General features: G+C 35.7%; 13 protein-coding genes. 9 read left to right on the forward strand and 4 right to left on the reverse strand.

From position 1 onward, the window contains the following. The first annotated feature begins 392 nt into the window (after positions 1-392). Both recA and alaS read left to right on the forward strand, forming a co-directional pair. Positions 393-1436 (forward strand): recombinase RecA, encoded by a 1044-nt coding sequence (gene recA / locus ACFINC_RS03890; protein WP_375606702.1) that lies wholly within the window; start codon positions 393-395, stop codon positions 1434-1436. A gap of 209 nt (positions 1437-1645) precedes the next feature. Continuing rightward, positions 1646-4312 carry an alanine--tRNA ligase gene (alaS, locus tag ACFINC_RS03895; RefSeq protein ID WP_375616187.1) on the forward strand — a complete coding sequence of 889 codons (2667 nt, stop codon included), beginning with the start codon at positions 1646-1648 and terminating at the stop codon, positions 4310-4312. 1254 nt (positions 4313-5566) lie between these two features. Here the strand turns inward: alaS and ACFINC_RS03900 are convergent. Next, positions 5567-7354, reverse strand: a complete 1788-nt coding sequence (locus ACFINC_RS03900) for a glucan ABC transporter ATP-binding protein/ permease (RefSeq protein ID WP_375616188.1) — start codon at positions 7352-7354, stop codon at positions 5567-5569. A gap of 221 nt (positions 7355-7575) precedes the next feature. On the opposite strand from ACFINC_RS03900, the gene ACFINC_RS03905 reads away from it, so the two are divergent. From ACFINC_RS03905 to ACFINC_RS03930, 6 genes are all read left to right on the forward strand, one after another. Continuing rightward, a complete protein-coding gene (locus tag ACFINC_RS03905) occupies positions 7576-8559 on the forward strand; it encodes an RluA family pseudouridine synthase (protein WP_375616189.1) in 984 nt (327 codons plus the stop codon). Between the two features lie 802 nt (positions 8560-9361). Further along, positions 9362-10369, forward strand: a complete 1008-nt coding sequence (locus ACFINC_RS03910; RefSeq protein ID WP_375616190.1) for an ATP-binding cassette domain-containing protein — start codon at positions 9362-9364, stop codon at positions 10367-10369. Beyond that, the gene (locus ACFINC_RS03915) at positions 10344-11168 is read left to right on the forward strand and encodes an ABC-2 family transporter protein (RefSeq protein ID WP_375616191.1); all 825 of its coding nucleotides are present in this window, start codon (positions 10344-10346) and stop codon (positions 11166-11168) included. Before ACFINC_RS03910 ends, ACFINC_RS03915 begins: the two co-directional genes overlap by 26 nt. Continuing rightward, a complete protein-coding gene (locus ACFINC_RS03920) occupies positions 11152-11940 on the forward strand; it encodes an ABC-2 family transporter protein (protein ID WP_375616192.1) in 789 nt (262 codons plus the stop codon). The genes ACFINC_RS03915 and ACFINC_RS03920 overlap by 17 nt, the downstream gene beginning before the upstream one ends. 2151 nt (positions 11941-14091) lie before the next feature. Further along, the gene (locus tag ACFINC_RS03925) at positions 14092-14451 is read left to right on the forward strand and encodes a hypothetical protein (protein WP_375616294.1); all 360 of its coding nucleotides are present in this window, start codon (positions 14092-14094) and stop codon (positions 14449-14451) included. 544 nt (positions 14452-14995) lie between these two features. Continuing rightward, positions 14996-15361 (forward strand): response regulator, encoded by a 366-nt coding sequence (locus ACFINC_RS03930; protein ID WP_273724078.1) that lies wholly within the window; start codon positions 14996-14998, stop codon positions 15359-15361. A gap of 310 nt (positions 15362-15671) precedes the next feature. Here ACFINC_RS03930 and rpsI read toward each other — a convergent pair whose 3' ends face one another. Together rpsI and rplM are read right to left on the reverse strand one after the other, a co-directional pair. Beyond that, positions 15672-16157 (reverse strand): 30S ribosomal protein S9, encoded by a 486-nt coding sequence (rpsI, locus tag ACFINC_RS03935; protein WP_375616193.1) that lies wholly within the window; start codon positions 16155-16157, stop codon positions 15672-15674. A 2-nt stretch (positions 16158-16159) separates the two neighbouring features. Next, a complete protein-coding gene (gene rplM, locus ACFINC_RS03940; RefSeq protein ID WP_375616194.1) occupies positions 16160-16624 on the reverse strand; it encodes a 50S ribosomal protein L13 in 465 nt (154 codons plus the stop codon). Between the two features lie 297 nt (positions 16625-16921). Between rplM and recJ the strand changes: the two genes are divergently transcribed. Further along, positions 16922-18706 (forward strand): single-stranded-DNA-specific exonuclease RecJ, encoded by a 1785-nt coding sequence (recJ, locus tag ACFINC_RS03945; RefSeq protein ID WP_375616295.1) that lies wholly within the window; start codon positions 16922-16924, stop codon positions 18704-18706. A gap of 17 nt (positions 18707-18723) precedes the next feature. Here the strand turns inward: recJ and parE are convergent, their stop codons facing one another. After that, positions 18724-20790, reverse strand: coding sequence for a DNA topoisomerase IV subunit B (parE, locus tag ACFINC_RS03950; RefSeq protein WP_375616195.1), 2067 nt, complete (start codon positions 20788-20790; stop codon positions 18724-18726). Between the last annotated feature and the right edge of the window lie 59 nt (positions 20791-20849).

The following is a 20849-nucleotide window of genomic DNA, read 5'->3' on the forward strand; positions in this document are numbered from 1 at the left end:
ATTGGATGCAATATGGTGTGATTTTGATTGATGATGCGTTTTTATGTGATTAAGAGCTAGGGGAGCTTTTCTCTCTTAAGGACTTAATCAAAGGGATAAACAGAAGGGCTATAGAACATTGTGTTGAAATTTAAATTGTTCCTTTTCTAGAGAGATATAAATGTGTTAACTTGCTCTCCTAGGAAGTATTGTTTTATTGGAATTTATTTTGTGTCATAAGATAAGCAATGCCAATTCTTTATTGTGATGCTCATGGTATGTTATATGGACATAAGGTAGGGATAGGAATGCAAATAGTCTGTGAAAATCTAAACTCAAGACTTTAGTTAAATTAAAAGTACAGTGTAAACTTTAAGTGTTAGATTATTTATGAATCGGTCAAGGATATAGTCGTGGATAAAACAAAAGCTCTCGATGCTGCTCTCTCACAAATTGAACGTTCTTTTGGTAAAGGCTCAATTATGCGTCTTGGGCAAAAAGAGCAGGTTGTTGAAATTGAAACAGTTCCAACAGGGTCATTATCCTTGGATATTGCTTTAGGGATTGGTGGATTACCCAAGGGGCGCATTGTTGAGATTTATGGACCAGAAAGTTCTGGGAAAACAACATTGGCTCTCCATGCTATTGCTGAGGCACAGAAAAGTGGTGGGATTTGTGCTTTTATTGATGCAGAGCATGCACTTGATCCTATTTATGCGCGTAAGCTTGGTGTTGATTTAGAAAATTTGTTCATTTCTCAACCAGATACTGGTGAACAGGCATTGGAAATTACAGAGACGTTGGTTCGTTCTGGTGCAGTTGATGTGCTTGTTGTGGATTCTGTTGCAGCTTTAACACCGCGTGCGGAAATCGATGGTGAAATGGGGGATGCTTTGCCTGGATTGCAAGCGCGATTGATGAGTAAAGCATTGCGAAAATTAACAGCAGCGATTTTTCGCTCTAACTGTATGGTTGTTTTTATTAATCAAATTCGCATGAAAATTGGGGTGATGTTTGGTTCGCCTGAAACAACAACAGGGGGAAACGCTTTAAAGTTTTATGCTTCTGTTCGTTTGGATATTCGTCGCATTGGGTCTATTAAAGATAGGGATGCAATCGTTGGTAATCAGACGCGTGTTAAAGTGGTGAAAAATAAATTGGCACCTCCATTCAAACAGGTTGAGTTTGATATTATTTATGGTGAAGGCATTTCTAAAGTAGGTGAATTGATTGATTTGGGTGTTAAGGTTGGTATTGTGGAAAAATCTGGTGCATGGTTTTCTTATAATTCTCAGCGTTTAGGACAGGGGCGTGAAAATGCAAAGCAGTTTTTACGTGAACATGCGGAAGTTGCTACAGAAATTGAAGCTGCTTTGCGCCAAAATGCTGGTTTGATTGCCATTGAATTGTTAGAAAATGCAGGTTCAGAAAATACAGAGAGTGATGAAGCCATTTGATGGAGCGTTTTTTCATCTATAATTTTTTCCCTTTAAGATTTTTTCTGTTTTTATTTGTTTGAGTTTTTAAATATACAGTCATTTTTTCTCAATTTTTTTGAACAAATATTCCATTCTTTGATTAAATTGACTCCATGCGTGGCAAAGAGGATATTTAATGAGGGGGATTTTTCTTTTATGGTTTTGTACTGTATTGAGCAGGTGTCGGTATGAATAGTGTTAATAACATTCGGTCAACATTTTTGGATTATTTTCATCGTAATGGGCATAAAGTTCTTTCTTCTAGCCCACTTGTTCCACGTAATGATCCTACACTTATGTTTACAAATGCAGGAATGGTGCAGTTTAAAAATGTTTTTACTGGACTTGAAAAGTCCCCTTATAAGCAGGCAACAACGGCACAAAAATGTGTTCGTGCGGGTGGAAAGCATAATGATCTTGATAATGTTGGTTATACGGCACGCCATCATACATTTTTTGAAATGCTGGGTAATTTTTCTTTCGGTGATTATTTCAAAGAAGAAGCCATTTTTTTATCATGGAACCTTTTAACAAAAGAATTTTGTCTGCCAAAAGATAAACTGTTGGTGACAGTTTATCAGAGTGATGATGTTGCTGCTGAACTATGGCGTAAAATTTCAGGTCTTCCAGATGAAAAAATTGTCCGTATTGCGACGGCTGATAATTTTTGGGCGATGGGAGATACAGGACCCTGCGGTCCTTGTTCAGAGATTTTTTATGATCATGGTGATGAAATCTGGGGGGGGCCACCTGGAAGTGCTCATGAAGATGGGGATCGCTTTATTGAGATTTGGAATCTTGTTTTTATGCAGTATGAGCAGATTTCCAAGGAAGAACGTGTTGATTTACCTCATCCTTCTATTGATACAGGCATGGGGTTAGAGCGTATTGCTGCTGTTTTACAGGGTGTTCATGATAATTATGACATTGATCTTTTTCGTGCATTAATTGCTGCTTCAGAAGAAATTACAGGGATTGAGGCAAAGGGTGATTTTATTGCCAGCCATCGTGTCATTGCTGATCATCTTCGCTCGTGCGCATTTTTGATTGCTGATGGTGTTCTTCCTTCCAACGAAGGAAGAGGATATGTTTTACGTCGCATTATGCGTCGTGCTATGCGTCATGCCCATCTTCTTGGTGCTAAAGAGCCTTTAATGTGGCGGCTTTTGCCTGCTTTAATTCGCGAAATGGGACAAGCCTATCCTGAATTGGTGCGTGCTGAGTCTTTGATTTCAGAAATTTTGAAGTTAGAAGAAATACGCTTTCGTAAAACACTTGAACGAGGACTTGGTTTGTTAAATGAAGCGAGTAGTCTTCTTAAAGAGGGAGATCATTTAAATGGTGAAGTTGCTTTCAAGCTTTATGATACCTATGGTTTTCCGCTTGATTTGACGCAAGATATGCTTCGGCGTCGCGGAATATCTGTTGATGTTGATGCTTTTGATAAAGCGATGGAACACCAAAAAGAGGAAGCGCGTGCTCATTGGTCTGGTTCTGGTGAAGCTATAACGGAGACAATTTGGTTTTCTGTTCGTGATAAGGTAGGGGCGACAGAATTTTTAGGTTATGAAACAGAAAAAGCTGAAGGCATTCTTACAGCTCTTGTGTGTGATGGTAAAATTGTTGATCATATTTCTTCGGGGCAAAAAGCCATTCTTGTGGTAAATCAGACTCCTTTTTATGGTGAATCTGGCGGGCAAGTTGGTGATAGCGGTATCATTTCTGGTGAAGATTTTGTTTTTGAGGTGTATGATACTCAGAAAAAGGGTGATGGTGTTTTTATCCATATTGGAGAAGTAAAATCTGGTCAGGCATCGAGGTCTGATTGTGTAGAACTAACCGTTGATGGTATTCGTCGTAAAAAAATTCGTGCAAACCATTCTGCTACCCATTTATTACACGAGGCTTTACGGCAAATATTGGGGGACCATGTTACTCAAAAGGGCTCTCTTGTATCGCCAGATCGGTTGCGTTTTGATTTTTCTCATCCAAAATCTGTTTCTTTGGAAGAATTGAAAAAAATAGAAGATTTAGCCAATGAGATTGTTTTGCAAAATAGTAAGGTCGTAACGCATCTCATGGATGTGGATGAAGCCATTTCTAAAGGAGCCATGGCATTATTTGGTGAAAAATATGGTGATGAAGTTCGCGTTGTTTCTATGGGGAAGCAGTGTCACCAAGAGGGATTAAAAAAGCATTGGTCAATAGAGCTTTGTGGGGGCACACATGTGGAGCGAACAGGCGATATTGGTTTGATCCATATTGTTTCTGAAAGTTCTGTTTCGGCAGGAGTGCGTCGTATTGAAGCCTTAACTGGCCAAGAAGCACGTTTTTATCTTTGTCGCCAAGATGAGCGTATTCATGAGATCGCTGATCTTTTAAAAACGTCTTCTTCTGGTTTAGAAGAACGGGTGCGAATTTTGCTTGATGATCGTCGTAAACTTGAAAAAGAGTTGAATGATGTACGCAAAAAAATGGTGTTGAGTGGTGGTATAACAGAAAGTAGTCAAGATGATATTACAATCATTAATGGGCTTTCTTTTCTCGGACGCATTGTCAAAAATATTTTACCACGGGATCTTAAGGCATTCGTCGATTCTGGAAAAAAACAAATTGAGTCTGGAGTGGTTGCTTTTATTAGTGTTTCGGAGGATGGAAAAGGCAGTGCTGTTGTTGGCGTTACGGATGATTTAACGGATAAGTTGAATGCTGTTGATCTCGTTCGTATTCTTTCAGCTGTGCTTGGTGGTCGAGGTGGTGGTGGTCGTCCTGATATGGCGCAGGCTGGTGGTCCTGAGGGAAACAAGGCTAGTGAGGCATTTGCGGCACTAAAAGATTTTCTTGAAAAAAATTAAAGAATGAAATCATTCTGCATAGGTATTTTTCACATTGTTATATTTGGTTGGCATCTATGTATCATGAATATCTGTCTGGTGTATTTCTGAAATGTAGATACAGCGTAATTGGGGAAAATACAATTGTAAAGATAAAGACAGTGTTTGCCTTTATCACCACTTTATCATTTGGCTTTATAGCTTCCAAGTGTTTCAGGAGTCACCTTTTTAAGATAAGATAGATTATGCAGCACTTCATGCTTTACTGTGTATTCTTTTACTAGGAAGACTAGTTATTGTGTTGCTCTTATAGATTTTTTGAAGAAACATCTCTTTTTATGAAAGGAAAAATACAAGATTTATTGCATACGATTATCCTTATAAAGTTATAAGCTATCATTATTCGATTAGTTTTCAAATGAATAAAATTTCTTTCCTTGAAAAGGCTTATAAAAGAGTTGTTGTATCTTAGAAGCTATTATTTTCATTTTGCTTGTTATGTACAAGAAAACAGTTTTTTGGTTTATTATTAAAAGGTCTTGAAAGGAATATTCTCCTATCTTTATAAATCTTTATTTTAAGTTATAAAGTAATGAATTATCAATATAAATCAAAGGAATATAACATAAATATAAATATTTAGATTAATATCTAATTTATTTATGATAAAATTTCTTTAATATATTGAATTATAATGATAATTTATCGTTTTATCTTTTGAACAAGAGCTACGAATATTCGTAGGGTTTTATTATTTCAAATTCTGTGTATGTTAAATTAATCAAAACCACTCACGAATGTCGTTGTGAAATGGGCTTAAGAGCATTGAGAAATGTTTCTTAAAAAAAGTCATATGAATGTGCAAAACAATGATGTTCTGTTCTTTATGAGAGGACTATAAAGAACGTGATAAAAAAAGTGCAAAGCAATACATAATATTCATTATTTAAAAGATATTTCTTTAGTTCGTTTTGAAATTCGTAAAGCTAAGTTAAAAGAAGACGGTAAAACTGGAAATTGTTTTTACCTTTACATCTTTATATTTTCCCTAAATGAGAGTGTGTACTCGTCAATATGCACAGATATAGGGAAATATTTTTGTCCCAATCTAGTAAAATTGCAATAGCAGAGAAAATACTAAACTGTTTTAATATTTTTCTTAAATACCTAAAATGGATTGTAGCATTTTTAGAAATCTTTTTACTTGTATCATATAAGCACTCTTGTTATCTTGAGGAGGATTTTTTTGCATAAGATCTATGAAGAGTATCATTTTTATGATGCTATGGCTTCATGTAAGAGGATGACGTTTTCATTTTCTCCTTCTTTTTCTGATGGTTTGATTGTTAAACCACTGGCTTTTAAGAATTGAGAGAAACGGCCGCCTCTCTCGATTAATTCTTGAAAGCTTCCTTTTTCAATTAAATGACCATGTTCTAGAAAGAGGACTACATCAGCATTGCGTACTGTTGAGAGGCGATGTGCTATAATGAAAGTGGTGCGATTATGGCTTATGCAATCAAGGGCATTTTTGACACGTGCTTCTGTTTCAACATCAAGAGCGCTTGTTGCTTCATCTAGAATGAGAATAGGGGCATTTTTTAAAACAGCGCGTGCAATTGCTAGTCGCTGTTTTTCTCCACCTGATAATTGAGATCCTCGTTCGCCCACTATTGTGTTATAATAATCAGCTTTCTTTAGAATAAAATCGTGAGCTTCTGCTATTTTTGCTGCTTCATAAAGTTCTTCATTCGTTGCGCTCGCTTTTCCTATTGAAATATTGTCATGAATAGTACGGTTGAAAAGACCCGAGTCTTGAAATACTGTTGCTAGAGATTTGCGTAAAGATTCGCGATTGATCGAGCATATATTTATTCCATCAATGGAGATATGCCCAAAGGTAGGGTCGTATACGCGCTGCAACAGATTGATCAATGTTGTTTTTCCAGCCCCTGTTGGTCCTACAATCGCAACAGTTTGTCCTGCTTTAACCTCAAAAGAAATGTCAAAAACACCTTGAGAAGAATTTGGGAATTGATAGGTCACGTGATGAAATTGTATGGTGCCTTTAACATTTTGGAGGGAGGGAAGATTTTGCGGTTCGTTAATATGAAAGGTTGAGTCTTCCATTTCAAAAAATTCTTGCAGTTTTGCTTGTGAGGATATTGCACAGTGAATAAAATTGCTCATTTGGTCTAGGCGGCTAATCATGAGTTGTGCAAATCCAACAAAAGCAACGACTTCACCTACTCGTAATTGATCTTTTGCAACAAAAAAAGCTCCAAGGAGAAGAACACAAACGATTGAAATTGTTGAAGCCATTCGATTTAAGCCACTGGCGAGCGCCCACCAATTGAGAACAGGATTTTGTGCTTTAAGCAGAGCATTTGTATGTTGGTGCAGTATGGAAGTTTCTTCTTTTATTCGGTTATAACTTTGTACAATGGAAACATTAGAGATTGAATCATTGACATGTTTAAAAAGGTTATGATGATAGCATTCTACAGCGGCTTGTCCGTCTTTTGTTTTTCGCATCACTAAACGTGCAATTAATACATAGATGATGGCAAGCACAACCAAGACTATTGAAAGGCGCCAATTCATATTAAAGGCTATGGGGATGAGAACCAATAAGGCGACAAGCGTTGAGAGATGTTGACGCATAAAATCAAGCCATATGGTTGACATGGAATCTATAGCGCGCAAAAGTGTATGGAGTGCGTTAGACGTTCCGCGTTGTTGATGCCAAATTAACGGCATGGCAATGATACGTTCGAAAGATTCTGTTAAAACCGTTAAGCGACGTCTATGGGCTAAGCGGTCTGCACCGCGAGCAACAAGGACATAAGCGATAATATGTGAAAGTCCAAAACAAACCCAAATGGCAAGAGTAGAGATGATCCCTGTTTTTTCTGTAATAGAATCGATAACCCGTCCAAATAAAATAGGTTCTGCAATGGTGATAATCGCTAACATAACATTAGCGGTACAGATTAAAAGGGATGCATTTTTTTCTCTGTTTAGGTAAGTGAGAACACGTGCATAGGTTTTGAATAAGGACACTGTTAATTATCTCCATTCGCTGTTAAGCGTAAAGGCTATTGATTTTTTTATAACGCTTAAATTTTTAGCTAATAAAATTTGGACGTTAAGAAAAGGCAATTTTGGATACTAACTGTAATATGGTGTGATAAAGCCAACTAAAGTATGAATTTTTGTGTTTATATTTGTGCTTATAAAGGCGCAAAAATAGATCAATAAAATTATCAGGCAAGGGAACTTTCATGGCAGGCGTAGAAATAAAAAAAGTTGAGACAGATGAAGATGGAATGCGCTTAGATCGTTGGTTTAAAGTGCATTATCCAGGACTTGGTTTTGGAGCTTTGCAAAAATTGTTGCGTTCTGGTCAGATACGGGTTGATGGTGGACGTGTTAAAGCCGATACGCGTCTTTGTATAGGACAGGCTGTTCGTATTCCACCTCTCCCTATTAATGACAAGGAAAATCTTTCAATAACGGATAAAACACTTCGTGGGCAGGATGATGGGACCGTTTTAAAAAAGTTGCTGCTTTATGAAGATCCAAAAGTATTTGTTTTTAATAAACCAGCTGGGTTGGCTGTCCAAGGAGGCTCTGGTTTAACACGTCATATGGATAGTATGCTCGAGGTATGGCGCAATAAAAAAGGTGAAAAGCCGCGTTTGGTTCATCGTCTTGATCGTGAGACGTCGGGTGTGCTTATTGTTGCGCGATCAAGGGGAGCTGCTCAGTCTTTAACAGCTGCTTTTAGAGCGCGAGAAACAAAAAAGATTTATTGGGCGTTGGTTCGGGGCGTGCCTAAAAAAAAGCAGGACAAAATTTCAACGTGGATGGTTAAGGAAATGACTGCACAAGGTGACAAAATGCGTGTTTGTGAACATGGGGAGCCAGATTCACATCATGCGGTTTCCTACTATCGCGTTTTAGATACGCGAGGGCGGGCTCTTTCGTGGCTTGAAATGGAACCCTATACAGGGAGAACACATCAGCTTCGTGTGCATGCAGCCCATATGGATCATCCTATCATTGGCGATTCAAAGTATTTTTTTTCTGATAGTAATTGGACATTACCAGGAGGAATTCAAAATCGTCTTCATCTTCATGCACGTCGTATTCGTATTCCTCATCCTTCAGGAGGAATATTGGACATTGTTGCACCTTTACCACCTCATATGGTTCAAAGTTTTAATCTTTTGTCTTTTAATGAGAGTGATGCTGAAACAGAGTAAAAAAGCTTCGTTTATCCTTTTTGATTAGTAAAAATTTTGTCTATAAATTTGATGAGATGGATATGGCTTAATTTGAAGAGAGCTTTAGTAATCGCTATGAGAAAATGGTGTTTTTAAGTGATGAATTTGGAAATATCATAGGCTTTCTTTCTACAGCTCTTTATCCATATTGATTGTATTGTTATTTTTGGATATAGTGTATCGTTTAATAATCTGAGTTTATGAAGCTGCTCCTTTGAATTATCTACAGAGGTCATATGTTGGGGAGGCATGTCTGTTGAGGGAGATGAGTTAGATAAAATCTGAAAGATATTTACTAAAATAGTGAAAGCAATTTTAGTTTTTTCATGGGGAATAATGGAGGCATTTTATAGTAATGCTGAGGAAAAGTAGCCTCTCAAAAAATTCCTGTTGTCAAGGAGTTTTGTTTTGTTATCAATGTGGTTTGATATGCTTATAGTATAGATTTATGCTTTGTATCTTTGCTTACACAATGAAGCCTTCTTAGCAAAGCTCTCCTTTCAATGACCAATTATTTTTCTACTTACTTAGTTTATCCAAAAGACTATCTTTCATAAAAGAAGAAATAAGTTTTTAGTATCTTAATGCTTCATCGAAGTGAACTCATCACATTGAAAAAATATCTAGACAAAAAATTGAAGATAAAACGTCAGGTGCATTTTATTGCTCTAAGGAGGGCTTGAACACTTTTGTTTTTTCTAGTGAACAAAAACAGATATTTATTATGGGAACATGCAAAGGGGGGGTAAGTTGAAATTAGGAGTGACTGATGGGATCATTATTGATTGACGTTAATAACGTCTCAAAAATATATCGCAACATTGACAGAGGAATTGGTTTTAAAAACAAGGTGTTTTCTCTCTTCAAGCCGGATTATACAAATCATCATGTGTTAAAAGATATGAGTTTCACCCTCTTTTCAGGGCAATCGTTAGCAATTCTTGGCCCTAACGGAGCGGGTAAATCGACACTGATTAAAATACTTGCTGGTATACAATTCGTTGATAAGGGAAGTGTTAAAGTCTTGGGATTTAATCCGTATAAAACCAAGAAAGATCTGTTTAGACAGTTGGGTGTGGTCTTTGGTCATAAGAGTTGTTTATGGTGGGATTTACCCTTACGCTACAGTCTGGATATGGTTCAACCATTATATGGTCTTGAACGCACCTCTTTTACCCGTGATCTTAAAGAGATCGCTGAGTTACTGGGTCTTGAGCATATTATGGATAAGCCAGTGCGGATGCTTAGTCTGGGTGAGAGAGTGAAAAGTGAATTGGCATTTAATCTCTCCTTTAGACCTAAACTGTTGTTTCTCGATGAGCCAAGTATTGGTCTTGATATTACATCTAAGCATGAAATCAGGGAGCTTCTTAAAAAACTGAAAAAGGAGCGTGGCACTGGATATATCATCACAAGTCATGATATGGGAGATATTGATGGATACGTTGATGATATTATTCTCTTGCATAAAGGAAAGAAACAGTTTCATGGTAATCTTCACGCGCTTAAAAATGTCATTCCTTCTTTGGTGAGAATAACGTTTTTTTGTGAACACATGGCTGTACCTTCAGCTGTTGTAGAAAAAATTGATGAGATTGCGTTGAAATTATCTACTCCTTTAAAAGATAAGCACTTTAACGCTGAAGAATGCTCGCTGGAGGTTTCGCTGCCCCGTGAGGATTTTGCGCATTTTGTACGCGAAATTACAACCAAATTGAACTGTACGTTCTCTGTATCCACTCCCTCGCTTGAAGAGATGCTCCGTGTTAAATTTAAAGAATTTATCTAACCACTGCTTTGGTATGTTTCTTTTTGCCAAGAATGGATTACTCACTGTTCTAAGTGATAGAGCCATGTTTTTTACCGATATTATCATTGGGACATTTTCGCCATTTGTTATTCAACTTCTATTATGGAATGCACTTTTCTCTGATACGGGCAACACCATAAATGGCTTTAGCTTTTATGATATGATGTATTATTATGCTTTTGCTTTAGTCCTAGGTCGCTTAAATAATGGTTATAATGTGATTAAGTTTTTCTCTCATCATGTTAAAGAAGGCCAATTAGAAGTATATCTTACAAAGCCCTTTAGTTATATGACACAAATGCTTTTTACTTTTTTAGGGGAGAGTGTATTATATAGCATCCCATTATTGGCTCTTTTTATTGTTAAGCTTGTTTTATCCTATGAAAATATTCTGGGATTGTTCATCGCTTTTCTGTTCTTTTTTCTGGTTGTTATTCTATCACAATTGCTTTGTTTTTTAATCTTTTTTGGAATTGCCTTATTAAGCTTTTGGGTGATTGAGTACAATATATTACTCTCTTTCAGTATTCTTAGTTCAGCGCTTCTTGGGGGTGTTCTTTTACCACCATCTTTTTGGCCGGTGTGGCTTATTCCGCTTATGCAATTTAATCCTTATCGTTTCATGATATCCGCTCCTGCTGAGTTTTTCGCGACGCAAAATTTAGCGTTGTTTCAGCAGTTTATTTTCGGAAGTTTTACTTATATTTTGTGTTTTTTATGCTTAATTCATATTGCTTGGAATAAAGGAATGAAGATGTATTATGGAGCGGGCGGTTGAGATGAAAATAATCCTTCATTTTATCAGCCTGAATATCTGCCGACAGATTGTTTATGGTAAGAATTTGGCTGGGGAGTTTATTCTTTCTCTATGCTATTATTTTATTCAATTCATATTTATTGATAGAATATCTTCTTTTTCAGGAAAGATCGGTAACTATAGCAGAGATGAAATCCATTTTATCTTTGTTGTCTTTGTTTTACTTGGGATATTTTTGAATATTTTTACTAATTCTATTGAAACGTTTTTTGAAAAAGTAGCGGATGGTAAAATTGAACCATACTTGATAAAGCCTGTTTCAATCTGGTTGTTGATGTTGTTTGGTTGGTGTAAACCTCTTAATCTGATAAAGCTCTTTGTTCTTTATGTTAGTGCCTATTTATTAGTATCATTACCAGATATGTATGATCTTAAGCTCAGATGGGTCTCTTTTGTTGTTGCAATATTTTGCGTTTTTATCGTCAATATTTGTTTTTTCATGATGTTCAATTTTATAACATTTATTATTAGCCGTAAGATGCCTGTCGAATATTTTCATGAAATGATTTACGAGCTTTCATTTGTACCAATAGGAATTTATCCCTCAAGCATTGTAAAATGGCTTTTGTTTATGCTTCCCATGGCTTTTTCTGCTTCCTTGCCTGTGTCATTGTTGCTTGGTAAAGGCGAATGGAATATTGGATATCTTCTGTTGAGCGCTTTTCTTTCCATGGTCATGACTTTCATAAGTTATAAGAAAACAATGCGTAAATTTAATGGATTAGGGGGATGAGATGAAAGTCATCATGATTATAAAAATAAAAAATTGAGTGAAAATTCTATCGTACTGTAAAATATCGTTATTTATGCTGGCGGTATAGGGCATGTAAAATTTACACATGAGGATTTTTTATTAGACATATTCATGCATAAAATCGGTTGTATTTCTATAGCTATGAGCAAAGAGTTTACAATAAAAATCAGAGAATTAAATTTCTTGGTTTTAGATCAGTTTTAGTTTGAGTTTAGATGGCCGCTTGATGACACAAGCCAATGGTAAGATGGTGTACAATATTAGTACTGCTTTCTCATCTGAGCAAAATTTATTTTTGTTGCGTTTATAGTGCTAAAAAATTGTCAAAGATGGATAATTTTTATATGTGTAGAATGTGGTTATTCGTGCGGATTTTGTTGGTGCATTCAATATATTATTACGTGGATGAGATTTGGCTTAAACAATAAGAAAATTGACAGAATAAAGCTTTTAAGTTGCCCGATAGAAAGCTATGAGCTGCGCTAAACAACATGATAGCTCTTATCAAAACAACAATAACATAGAGATTTTTCAGCATGCTGAGCAGTCAAAATTCAGTTAATAATTGCTTGGAAATAAAAGGATCCACTAAGCAAAGCGGGCAAAAACGATGGCAACGCAACTGAGTTCAATAACATAATTAAATATATTTCTTTGTTGTCCTTGTAAAACAATAGAATTATACTTGATTTTATTGTAAACTTCTTATTCATATGCTATAATTTTATTTAATAGAAAGATAATTAGTATGTAATATTTTAGTATTATTATAAATATTATTATTTAATTAAAAATATACAATTTAAACACATATAATATAAATATAATATATTTATATTATTTTAAATAGGTTATTTTAAAAATTAATTAAATAAGATATTATTTTGTAAAAAATTATTTTCTATTTTTTAAATATTAATAAGATCATTTTTCAATTTTTTTTAACAATGATCAGAGAAAAATGAAGTTTTACATCCTCTTTTACAATAAATAAAAGTGATACTTTAATCTGGTGTTGCTCTCTAAACTTAGAGCTATACAGATGTTATTGCTTATCATTAATAAAACTAATGTGATTGATGGCGTAGAGATTACAAAGGGCTAAATTTTTTGCATGTAATTCATATCTTTTACAAGACTTTAAAAATAACACAGAAAAAATGAGAGAGGAAGGAATAGTGAACAAGAGTGATAAGCTTTTTCATTTTTTAGTGTTATAATTACTTTTGTATTTTACGGTTCATTCATTGTATGTATGATCAATTCCAAATTTTTTATTTTAAGCTTATAGTGAATCTATATTTTAGTCTGTTATTGAAGTGTTGTAGTGATTGAGATTAAAATGTCACAATAGTGAACACTCTGATTTAATAGAGAAGATTGTTTTCTAGCAAATAATCTATCCATATCAACGTTATTTAAATTTTTATTTCTCTATTTTATCTTAAAGTTGTGGAATTATATTAATGTTAGAAAGTTATAATTGTGGAAGACAATGAACTTTATTAAAATTATTCCACGTTCTTGTAGAAACGCATGGCTGTGAAGTCGTTGAAATGTGTAATAGCTTATGGCATTAGATTTGGCGCATTCACCAAAGTTATCCCTTATCTTACCTAATTTATCTTTTTCAATCAAATAGTTAAGCTGGTGTTTACGCTAATTGTAGCTGGGGCAAATATTTTTTCTCAATCTATACTAAGGAAAAATTATTTTATAAAAATATTTATTTTACTATATTATACAAAAAAATAAAAATATTTCGTGTAACTAAAAAACAACATATTGATATTTTTATATTATAAAATCATAATAATAGTTATGATAATAAAGCTAAATTTATAATAAAAACAATAAAATAACTTTATTTTAATATATTTTTATTGTTAAATTACACAATGTAAAGTACAAATAAAATAATTGACAATCCTTAAATAAACATGTAACGGATATATTGTAATTGTAATATAATATCAAAATAACAATTAAAATAAAATTATTAATTAAATTTTGTATTATATTTTTATTATAATAAGATAAATATACTTTATCGATATATAACGGAATGTTTTCTATTTAGAGGGGGCGGTAAAGAAAATTTATTTTACTAAATATTGTAATTAGGTGGTTATGATGAAAATATTCAAGCATTGTATAGTATGTTTTGTTGCAGTAGCGATTTTCTTTTCACAGATTTTAAGAGCCAATGCTGATTCTTTAAATGGCAGATTTCAAAATGCTGGTTTTATTTCTGTAATGACACAGGAAAATAGAGTTATTAAAGCTGTTGATATGATTATTAGCCAGTTTGGAGGACAAGGGGCTGAGAAAAATGTCCAAAAGGTGGCTGGTTTGATAGGGTTTGAGACAGCGATTTTTGGTTTCATCGCATATCTTATATATTTCTTTACTAGAAAGCCACCGGATCCTAGCTCAAGCGTAGGTGAAAGAGCATTCACTGCTTTTGCTTATAGTGCATGGGCTTTGTAGTAAAAGATATTTCCTTAATAAATTTTGAATTGTTCTGTTATTGAATGTTGTATATTAAATAAACCATGATATTCAATCACGGTTTATTTATTTTTTACTCTTAATGATGTTAATAAGCTCATCCTTTTATATCATTAAGATATTGTTGGGGGGGATGGCAGTCTAGGGGGCTTTAATTTAAATAATCAGCTGCTTTTTAAAGTTAATTAATTTTTTTCTCTTCAAAATACGCATTTGAGCTAAGTTTGTATTTGATATTTTTTCTATGATGAAAATGCATATGCTTTAATTGAGATATTCATAAACTTTGCATATCTACTCAAAAAATACGTGGTAACATAATCTTATGGTTATTATGGATTTCATTCTTATCAACTGAAAAAGTATAGTGATGAGATTACAAATGTTTGCAAAAAAATACTTTTATTGGAATCTTTTAGTCTCTTTGTAGTTTACAATTTTTTTTATCATTTTATCTTAAACAAGGAGAATGTGGATTCATTTCTATTTCTTAATTTTGTCTAAGAAGGGTGGAGTTATACGAATGTCAAAAAAAGTCATGATCGTGGAAGATAATGAGCTTAATATGAAGCTATTCCGTGATCTTGTAGAAGCGAGTGGCTATGAAACCGTTGAAACGCGTAATGGTCTTATGGCATTAGATTTGGCACGCTCATCAATGCCATCTCTTATCCTTGTGGATATCCAGTTGCCAGAGGTATCAGGCATAGATGTTATTAAACAATTAAAAGAAGATGAAGAACTTCGATCAATCCCCGTTGTTGCTGTAACAGCCTTTGCTATGAAGGGAGATGAAGAACGAATTCGTGCAAGTGGATGTGAAGAATATATGTCAAAACCTATTTCTGTCCCTCATTTTATCACAATGGTAAAGCACTTCTTGGATTAAAGCTTTGTTAAGTGATGGTGGAAAAAGATATTGAACAGTTTATCAGATAGTTGAAATTATATTGCAATTTTTTTGTGCCTTAGCACGTGAATATGTCCAAGTTACCAAAATAAATTTTAAAAATTGAAACTGAGGTTTTGAATTTTGTTGGTCTATTTTTTAGTACTTGTCTAAAGAGGAGCAATTATTTTGCATCCTTGTTTTCTTCTAACAGGTACAATTTGTCTCTGTATTCATTTAAAAATCTATTTTAAAAGGCAAAAAAGCCCCGTTTCCATCTGAGGCTTTATGCATTGAACAAAAATTGAAATTAACGCTTTGAAAATTGGAAAGAACGACGCGCTTTCGCTTTACCGTACTTTTTACGTTCAACAACACGGCTATCACGGGTAAGAAACCCACCTTTTTTCAAGATTGAGCGAAGCTCTGGTTCGTAATAGGTTAAAGCCTTGGAAATGCCATGGCGTACTGCACCGGCTTGTCCAGAAAGTCCACCACCTGCAACAGTTGCAATAATATCAAATTGGGTATCTCTGTTTGTTGCAACAATTGGTTGACGAAGGATCATTCTAAGTACAGGACGAGCAAAATATTTGTCAAATTCCTTATTGTTAATGGTAATTTTTCCAGAACCTGGTTTAATCCATACGCGAGCAACAGCGTCTTTACGCTTTCCTGTTGCATAGGCACGTCCTTGTGAATCAAGCTTTTGCACGTGAACAGGAACAACATTTTCATGTGTTTCTGCAACACTTGTTGCTATGCTAAGCTCAGAAAGAGAATTAATTTCAGCCATAATCAAGCAATCCTTTTATTTTTGCGGTTTAAAGCACCAACGTCAAGAGATTCGGGCTGTTGTGCTTCGTGTGGATGTTGATTTCCAGCATAAACACGTAGATTCCTCAATTGACGACGACCAAGGGGCCCACGAGGAATCATGCGCTCTACTGCTTTTTCAATAACACGCTCAGGAAAGCGCCCCTCAAGAAGCTGACGGGCTGTACGTTCTTTGATTCCACCAATATAGCCGGTATGCCAATAATATTTTTTATCGGTATATTTTTTGCCGGTGAGAGCGATTTTATCTGCATTGATGACAATAACGTTGTCACCATCATCAACATGTGGCGTAAATGTAGCTTTATGTTTACCACGTAAGCGGTTAGCAACAAATGTGGCAAGACGACCTAAAACAAGGTTTTCTGCGTCAATAATAACCCATTTTTTCACCACTTCAGTTGGCTTTTGTGAAAAAGTTGCCATAGAAGTATCCTTTAATTAAAACCCTTTAACATAAGGGAAATTTCATTGTTGTGCGTTGAAAATTGTTACTATAGCGAAATATTTAACGCATACTCCTTGCTCTGATATAATGTCTTTTAAGTTACGTCAAGAGAAAATAAAAACTTATAAAAACAGCATCTTATGAATGAGGTATTATAATACTACATTGTAAGAAGTTTATAGACAATTTAAATTTAAAATGAATGCTGCAAAAGACTATTTTATCTTTAACGCATGATTGTATTTTATTGATCTTCATTATAAAAATAAATAATGATGCAGTGGTCTCGTTATTTTCTCAATGTTGAATTTTCTGCTTGTGGTCAAGCTTGGGTAGATGCCCTTGATGTTCAAGGGATAAATAATGCGCGCGCTATTTCTCAAAAGTTTGGTTTTCCAGATCAGTTAGCTCGAGTACTTTCGGCAAGAGATGTAGATGAAGATGACGCTGTTGCTTTTATTAATCCAACATTGCGCACGCTTATGCCTGATCCAGAAAGTTTTAGAGATATGCAGTGCGCAGCAGAGCGCATTGTTAAGGCTCTTTTAAATCAAGAGAAGGTTGCAGTTTTTGGTGATTATGACGTTGATGGTGCTTGCTCATCAGCACTCATAGCACGTTTTTTTCGTTATTTTGGTATTGAAGTAAAAATTTATATTCCTGATCGTATTGTTGAAGGCTATGGTCCGAATGAACAAGCAATGAGGATGTTAGCGCAAGAAGGTGCCCGTTTAATTATCACCGTTGATTGTGGTGCGAATAGTCCAGATGCAGTAAAAGCGGCGAGACTTTCAGGTTCTGATGTTGTGATTTTAGATCATCATCAAATGTCAGAGATTCATCAAGAAGCGGTTGCTCTTGTCAATCCTAATCGCCCTGATGATTTTTCTCAACAGGGGCATTTATGTGCAGCGGGCGTTGTCTTTGTTACGTTGGCTTGGGTTCATCATTTACTGCGGAAAAAACAATTTGAAGGGCAGCTGCCTGATCTTTTGGGTATGCTTGATCTTGTTGCATTGGCAACCATCTGTGATGTTGTTCCATTAAAGGGTGTTAACCGCGCGTTTGTAGTAAAAGGGATTCAAGTTGCTCGTTCTATGCATAATCTAGGAATAGCTGCTTTAACAAAGGTTGCACGGATAGGGGAGCCGCTTAATAGTTTTCATTTAGGCTTTTTATTAGGTCCTAGAATTAATGCAGGAGGGCGCATTGGTGATCAAGCTTTGGGAGCACGTTTGCTTAGCTGTGAGAATAAAGATGAAGCGGACAGAATAGCAGAACAATTAGATCGGCTTAATCAAGAACGACAAGAAATGGAGAATATTCAATTAGCACAAGCGGAATCCTATATTGCTTCTCTTTATCAAGGTCAAGAAACACCATTGTCACTTGTCATTTCTCATAAAGAATGGCATCCGGGGATTATTGGTATTCTTGCTTCCCGCCTCAAAGAGCGTTTTTTTTGTCCTGTCTTTGCTATTGCTTTGAAAGAAGATGGAAATGGCGTAGGGTCAGGACGCTCAATTAATGGTATAGATTTAGGAGCAATCGTTCGTGAAGCTGTTACACTCAATTTATTAGAAAAAGGAGGGGGGCATAGTATGGCAGCAGGAATTACAATTCAATCAACAAAAATTGAAACCTTTCGAAAATGGCTAGAAGAAAAAGTTTCTTTAATGGTTTCACAGTTGCGTGCAAAAAAGTCTCTTAAGATAGATGGTTCTCTTTCTGCTTCTGGTGCCAATAAAACGCTGTTTGAATTGCTTGAAAAAGCAGGTCCATTTGGAACAGGGAATGCAACACCTGTTTTTGTTCTTCCCTCTCATCGATTGATAAACTTATCTGAAGTTGGTAAAGGACATCTTCGCCTCATTGTCTCTAATATTGAGGGAAAAAAACTGCAAGGAATAGCTTTTCATGCTGTAGGGACATCGCTTGGTGATTTTCTTTCTGAAAATATTGGTGAAATGATTCATTTAGCAGGTCATCTTAGTTTGAATTATTGGAATGGAACGATCAATCCGCAACTGCGCGTGATTGACGCAGCCGCAGTGGTTTGAAAGGGATATTTTTTACATTAGATGTCTAGATTAGAAGCAAAAGTAGAATTTTCTTGTATGAAACGAAATCGTGCTTCTGGTTTTGTTCCCATGAGATTTTCTACAGTCTTTTTCGTTTCTTGCAGTTCCACGGCATCAATAGAAACACGAAGCAATGTACGTTTTTGAGGATGCATAGTCGTTTCTTTAAGTTGTTCTGCGCGCATTTCACCTAGCCCTTTAAAACGCCCAATTTCGATTTTAGCTTTTCCAGTAAATTCAGTTTTGAGCAATTCATCCTTATGAAGGTCGTCACGAGCATAAGCAACTTTTCCTCCTTGTGATATTCTATAAAGGGGAGGGACGGCGAGATATAAATGTCCCTGACGAATAAGGTCGGGCATTTCTTGAAAGAAGAAGGTAATGAGCAGTGACGCAATATGAGCACCATCAACATCAGCATCTGTCATGATGATAATACGTTCATATCTGAGATCTTTTTCACGATACTTGGAGCGTGTTCCACATCCAAGAGCAAGGATAAGATCACTAATTGTTTGGCTTGAGTTCATTTTTTCATGTGCAGCACTGGCGACATTTAAGATTTTGCCACGAAGAGGTAAAATTGCTTGGTTTGCTCTATTTCTTGCTTGTTTAGCAGATCCTCCTGCTGAATCCCCTTCAACAATGAATAGTTCAGCACCCACAGCATGGTTCTGGCTACAATCTGCAAGTTTACCAGGCAGACGTAATTTACGGACAGCAGTTTTTCGACTTATTTCTCTATCTTGGCGTCGTCTAACACGTTCTTCAGCACGTTCAATAACCCAATCGAGAAGTTTTGTTGCTTCTTGCGGGGAATTTGCTAACCAATGATCAAAAGGATCGCGGATTGCATTCTCAACGATACGCTGTGCTTCAATGGTTGCTAATCGATCTTTTGTTTGTCCAACAAATTCAGGGTTACTGATAAAGACTGAAAGTATTGCGGCTGTTGAAATCATAATATCGTCAGACGTAATAATCGCTGCGCGCTTGTTTCCTATTAACTCAGCGTAGGATTTCAATCCACGCAAAAGAGCTTGGCGTAATCCTATTTCGTGTGTTCCGCCTTCTCCTGTAGGAATCGTATTGCAGTAAGATTGCACACAAGAATCACCACCATGCCAAGCGATCGCCCATTCAACGGAGCCATGGCCGTTATTTTGTTGTGTTTTGCCAGAAAAAATTTCTGACGTTACTCGATATTCATCTTTTAGTGACGAAAGTAAATAGTCTTTAAGCCCATTGGGAAAATGAAAAACAGCTTTTTCAGGAATATTTTTTGCGCCTTCAAGTATGACGGGATCACAAGACCAGCGAATTTTTACGCCACCAAAAAGATAGGCTTTGGAGCATGTCATCTTATAGATTTTTTCTGGATCAAAAGCTGCTTTTTCACCAAAAATTTCATGATCAGGATGAAAACGAACGCGCGTACCACGACGATTATAAACATCTCCCAGATCTTCCAATCCAGATTGAGGAATACCACGTGAGAAACGTTGGCGGTAAAGTTTTCGTTCTCGTGCAACTTCAACTTCCATATCATCAGAAAGAGCATTGACGACAGAAATTCCTACTCCATGAAGTCCACCAGCAGTTTGATAAGCCTTTCCATCAAATTTTCCCCCTGAGTGGAGTTGTGTCATAATAACTTCAAGAGTCGATTTCTCAGGCATTTGAGGATGATTTTCGACAGGAATACCCCGTCCATTATCTGTAACGGTTATATAACCGTTCCTATCTAATGAGACCTCAATAGAATCTGCATAACCCGCAACAGCTTCATCCATCGCGTTATCAATAATTTCGGCAAATAAATGATGAAGCGCTTTACTGTCTGTTCCACCAATATACATTCCAGGGCGTAAACGTACCGGCTCTAAACCCTCAAGAACTCGAATAGAGAGGGCATTATAGTCATCTTCTTGCGTATCTTTTGCACTTTTTCTTGAAATCATCGCGTTTGATTTCATTGGAGACTGCAGAGTGTTTTCTTTTGTATTTACCCGAGATTGTGCTTTATTTAAAACACTAAAAAGATCCTTTTTGTTATCGCTCATAGCGTTTAACTATCTACCTCATCAAATAAAATATTCATTAAAATAAATTTTATGCCTGT

It is taken from the genome of Bartonella sp. AP58NXGY (assembly GCF_042195785.1).
Classification (GTDB): Bacteria; Pseudomonadota; Alphaproteobacteria; order Rhizobiales; family Rhizobiaceae; genus Bartonella.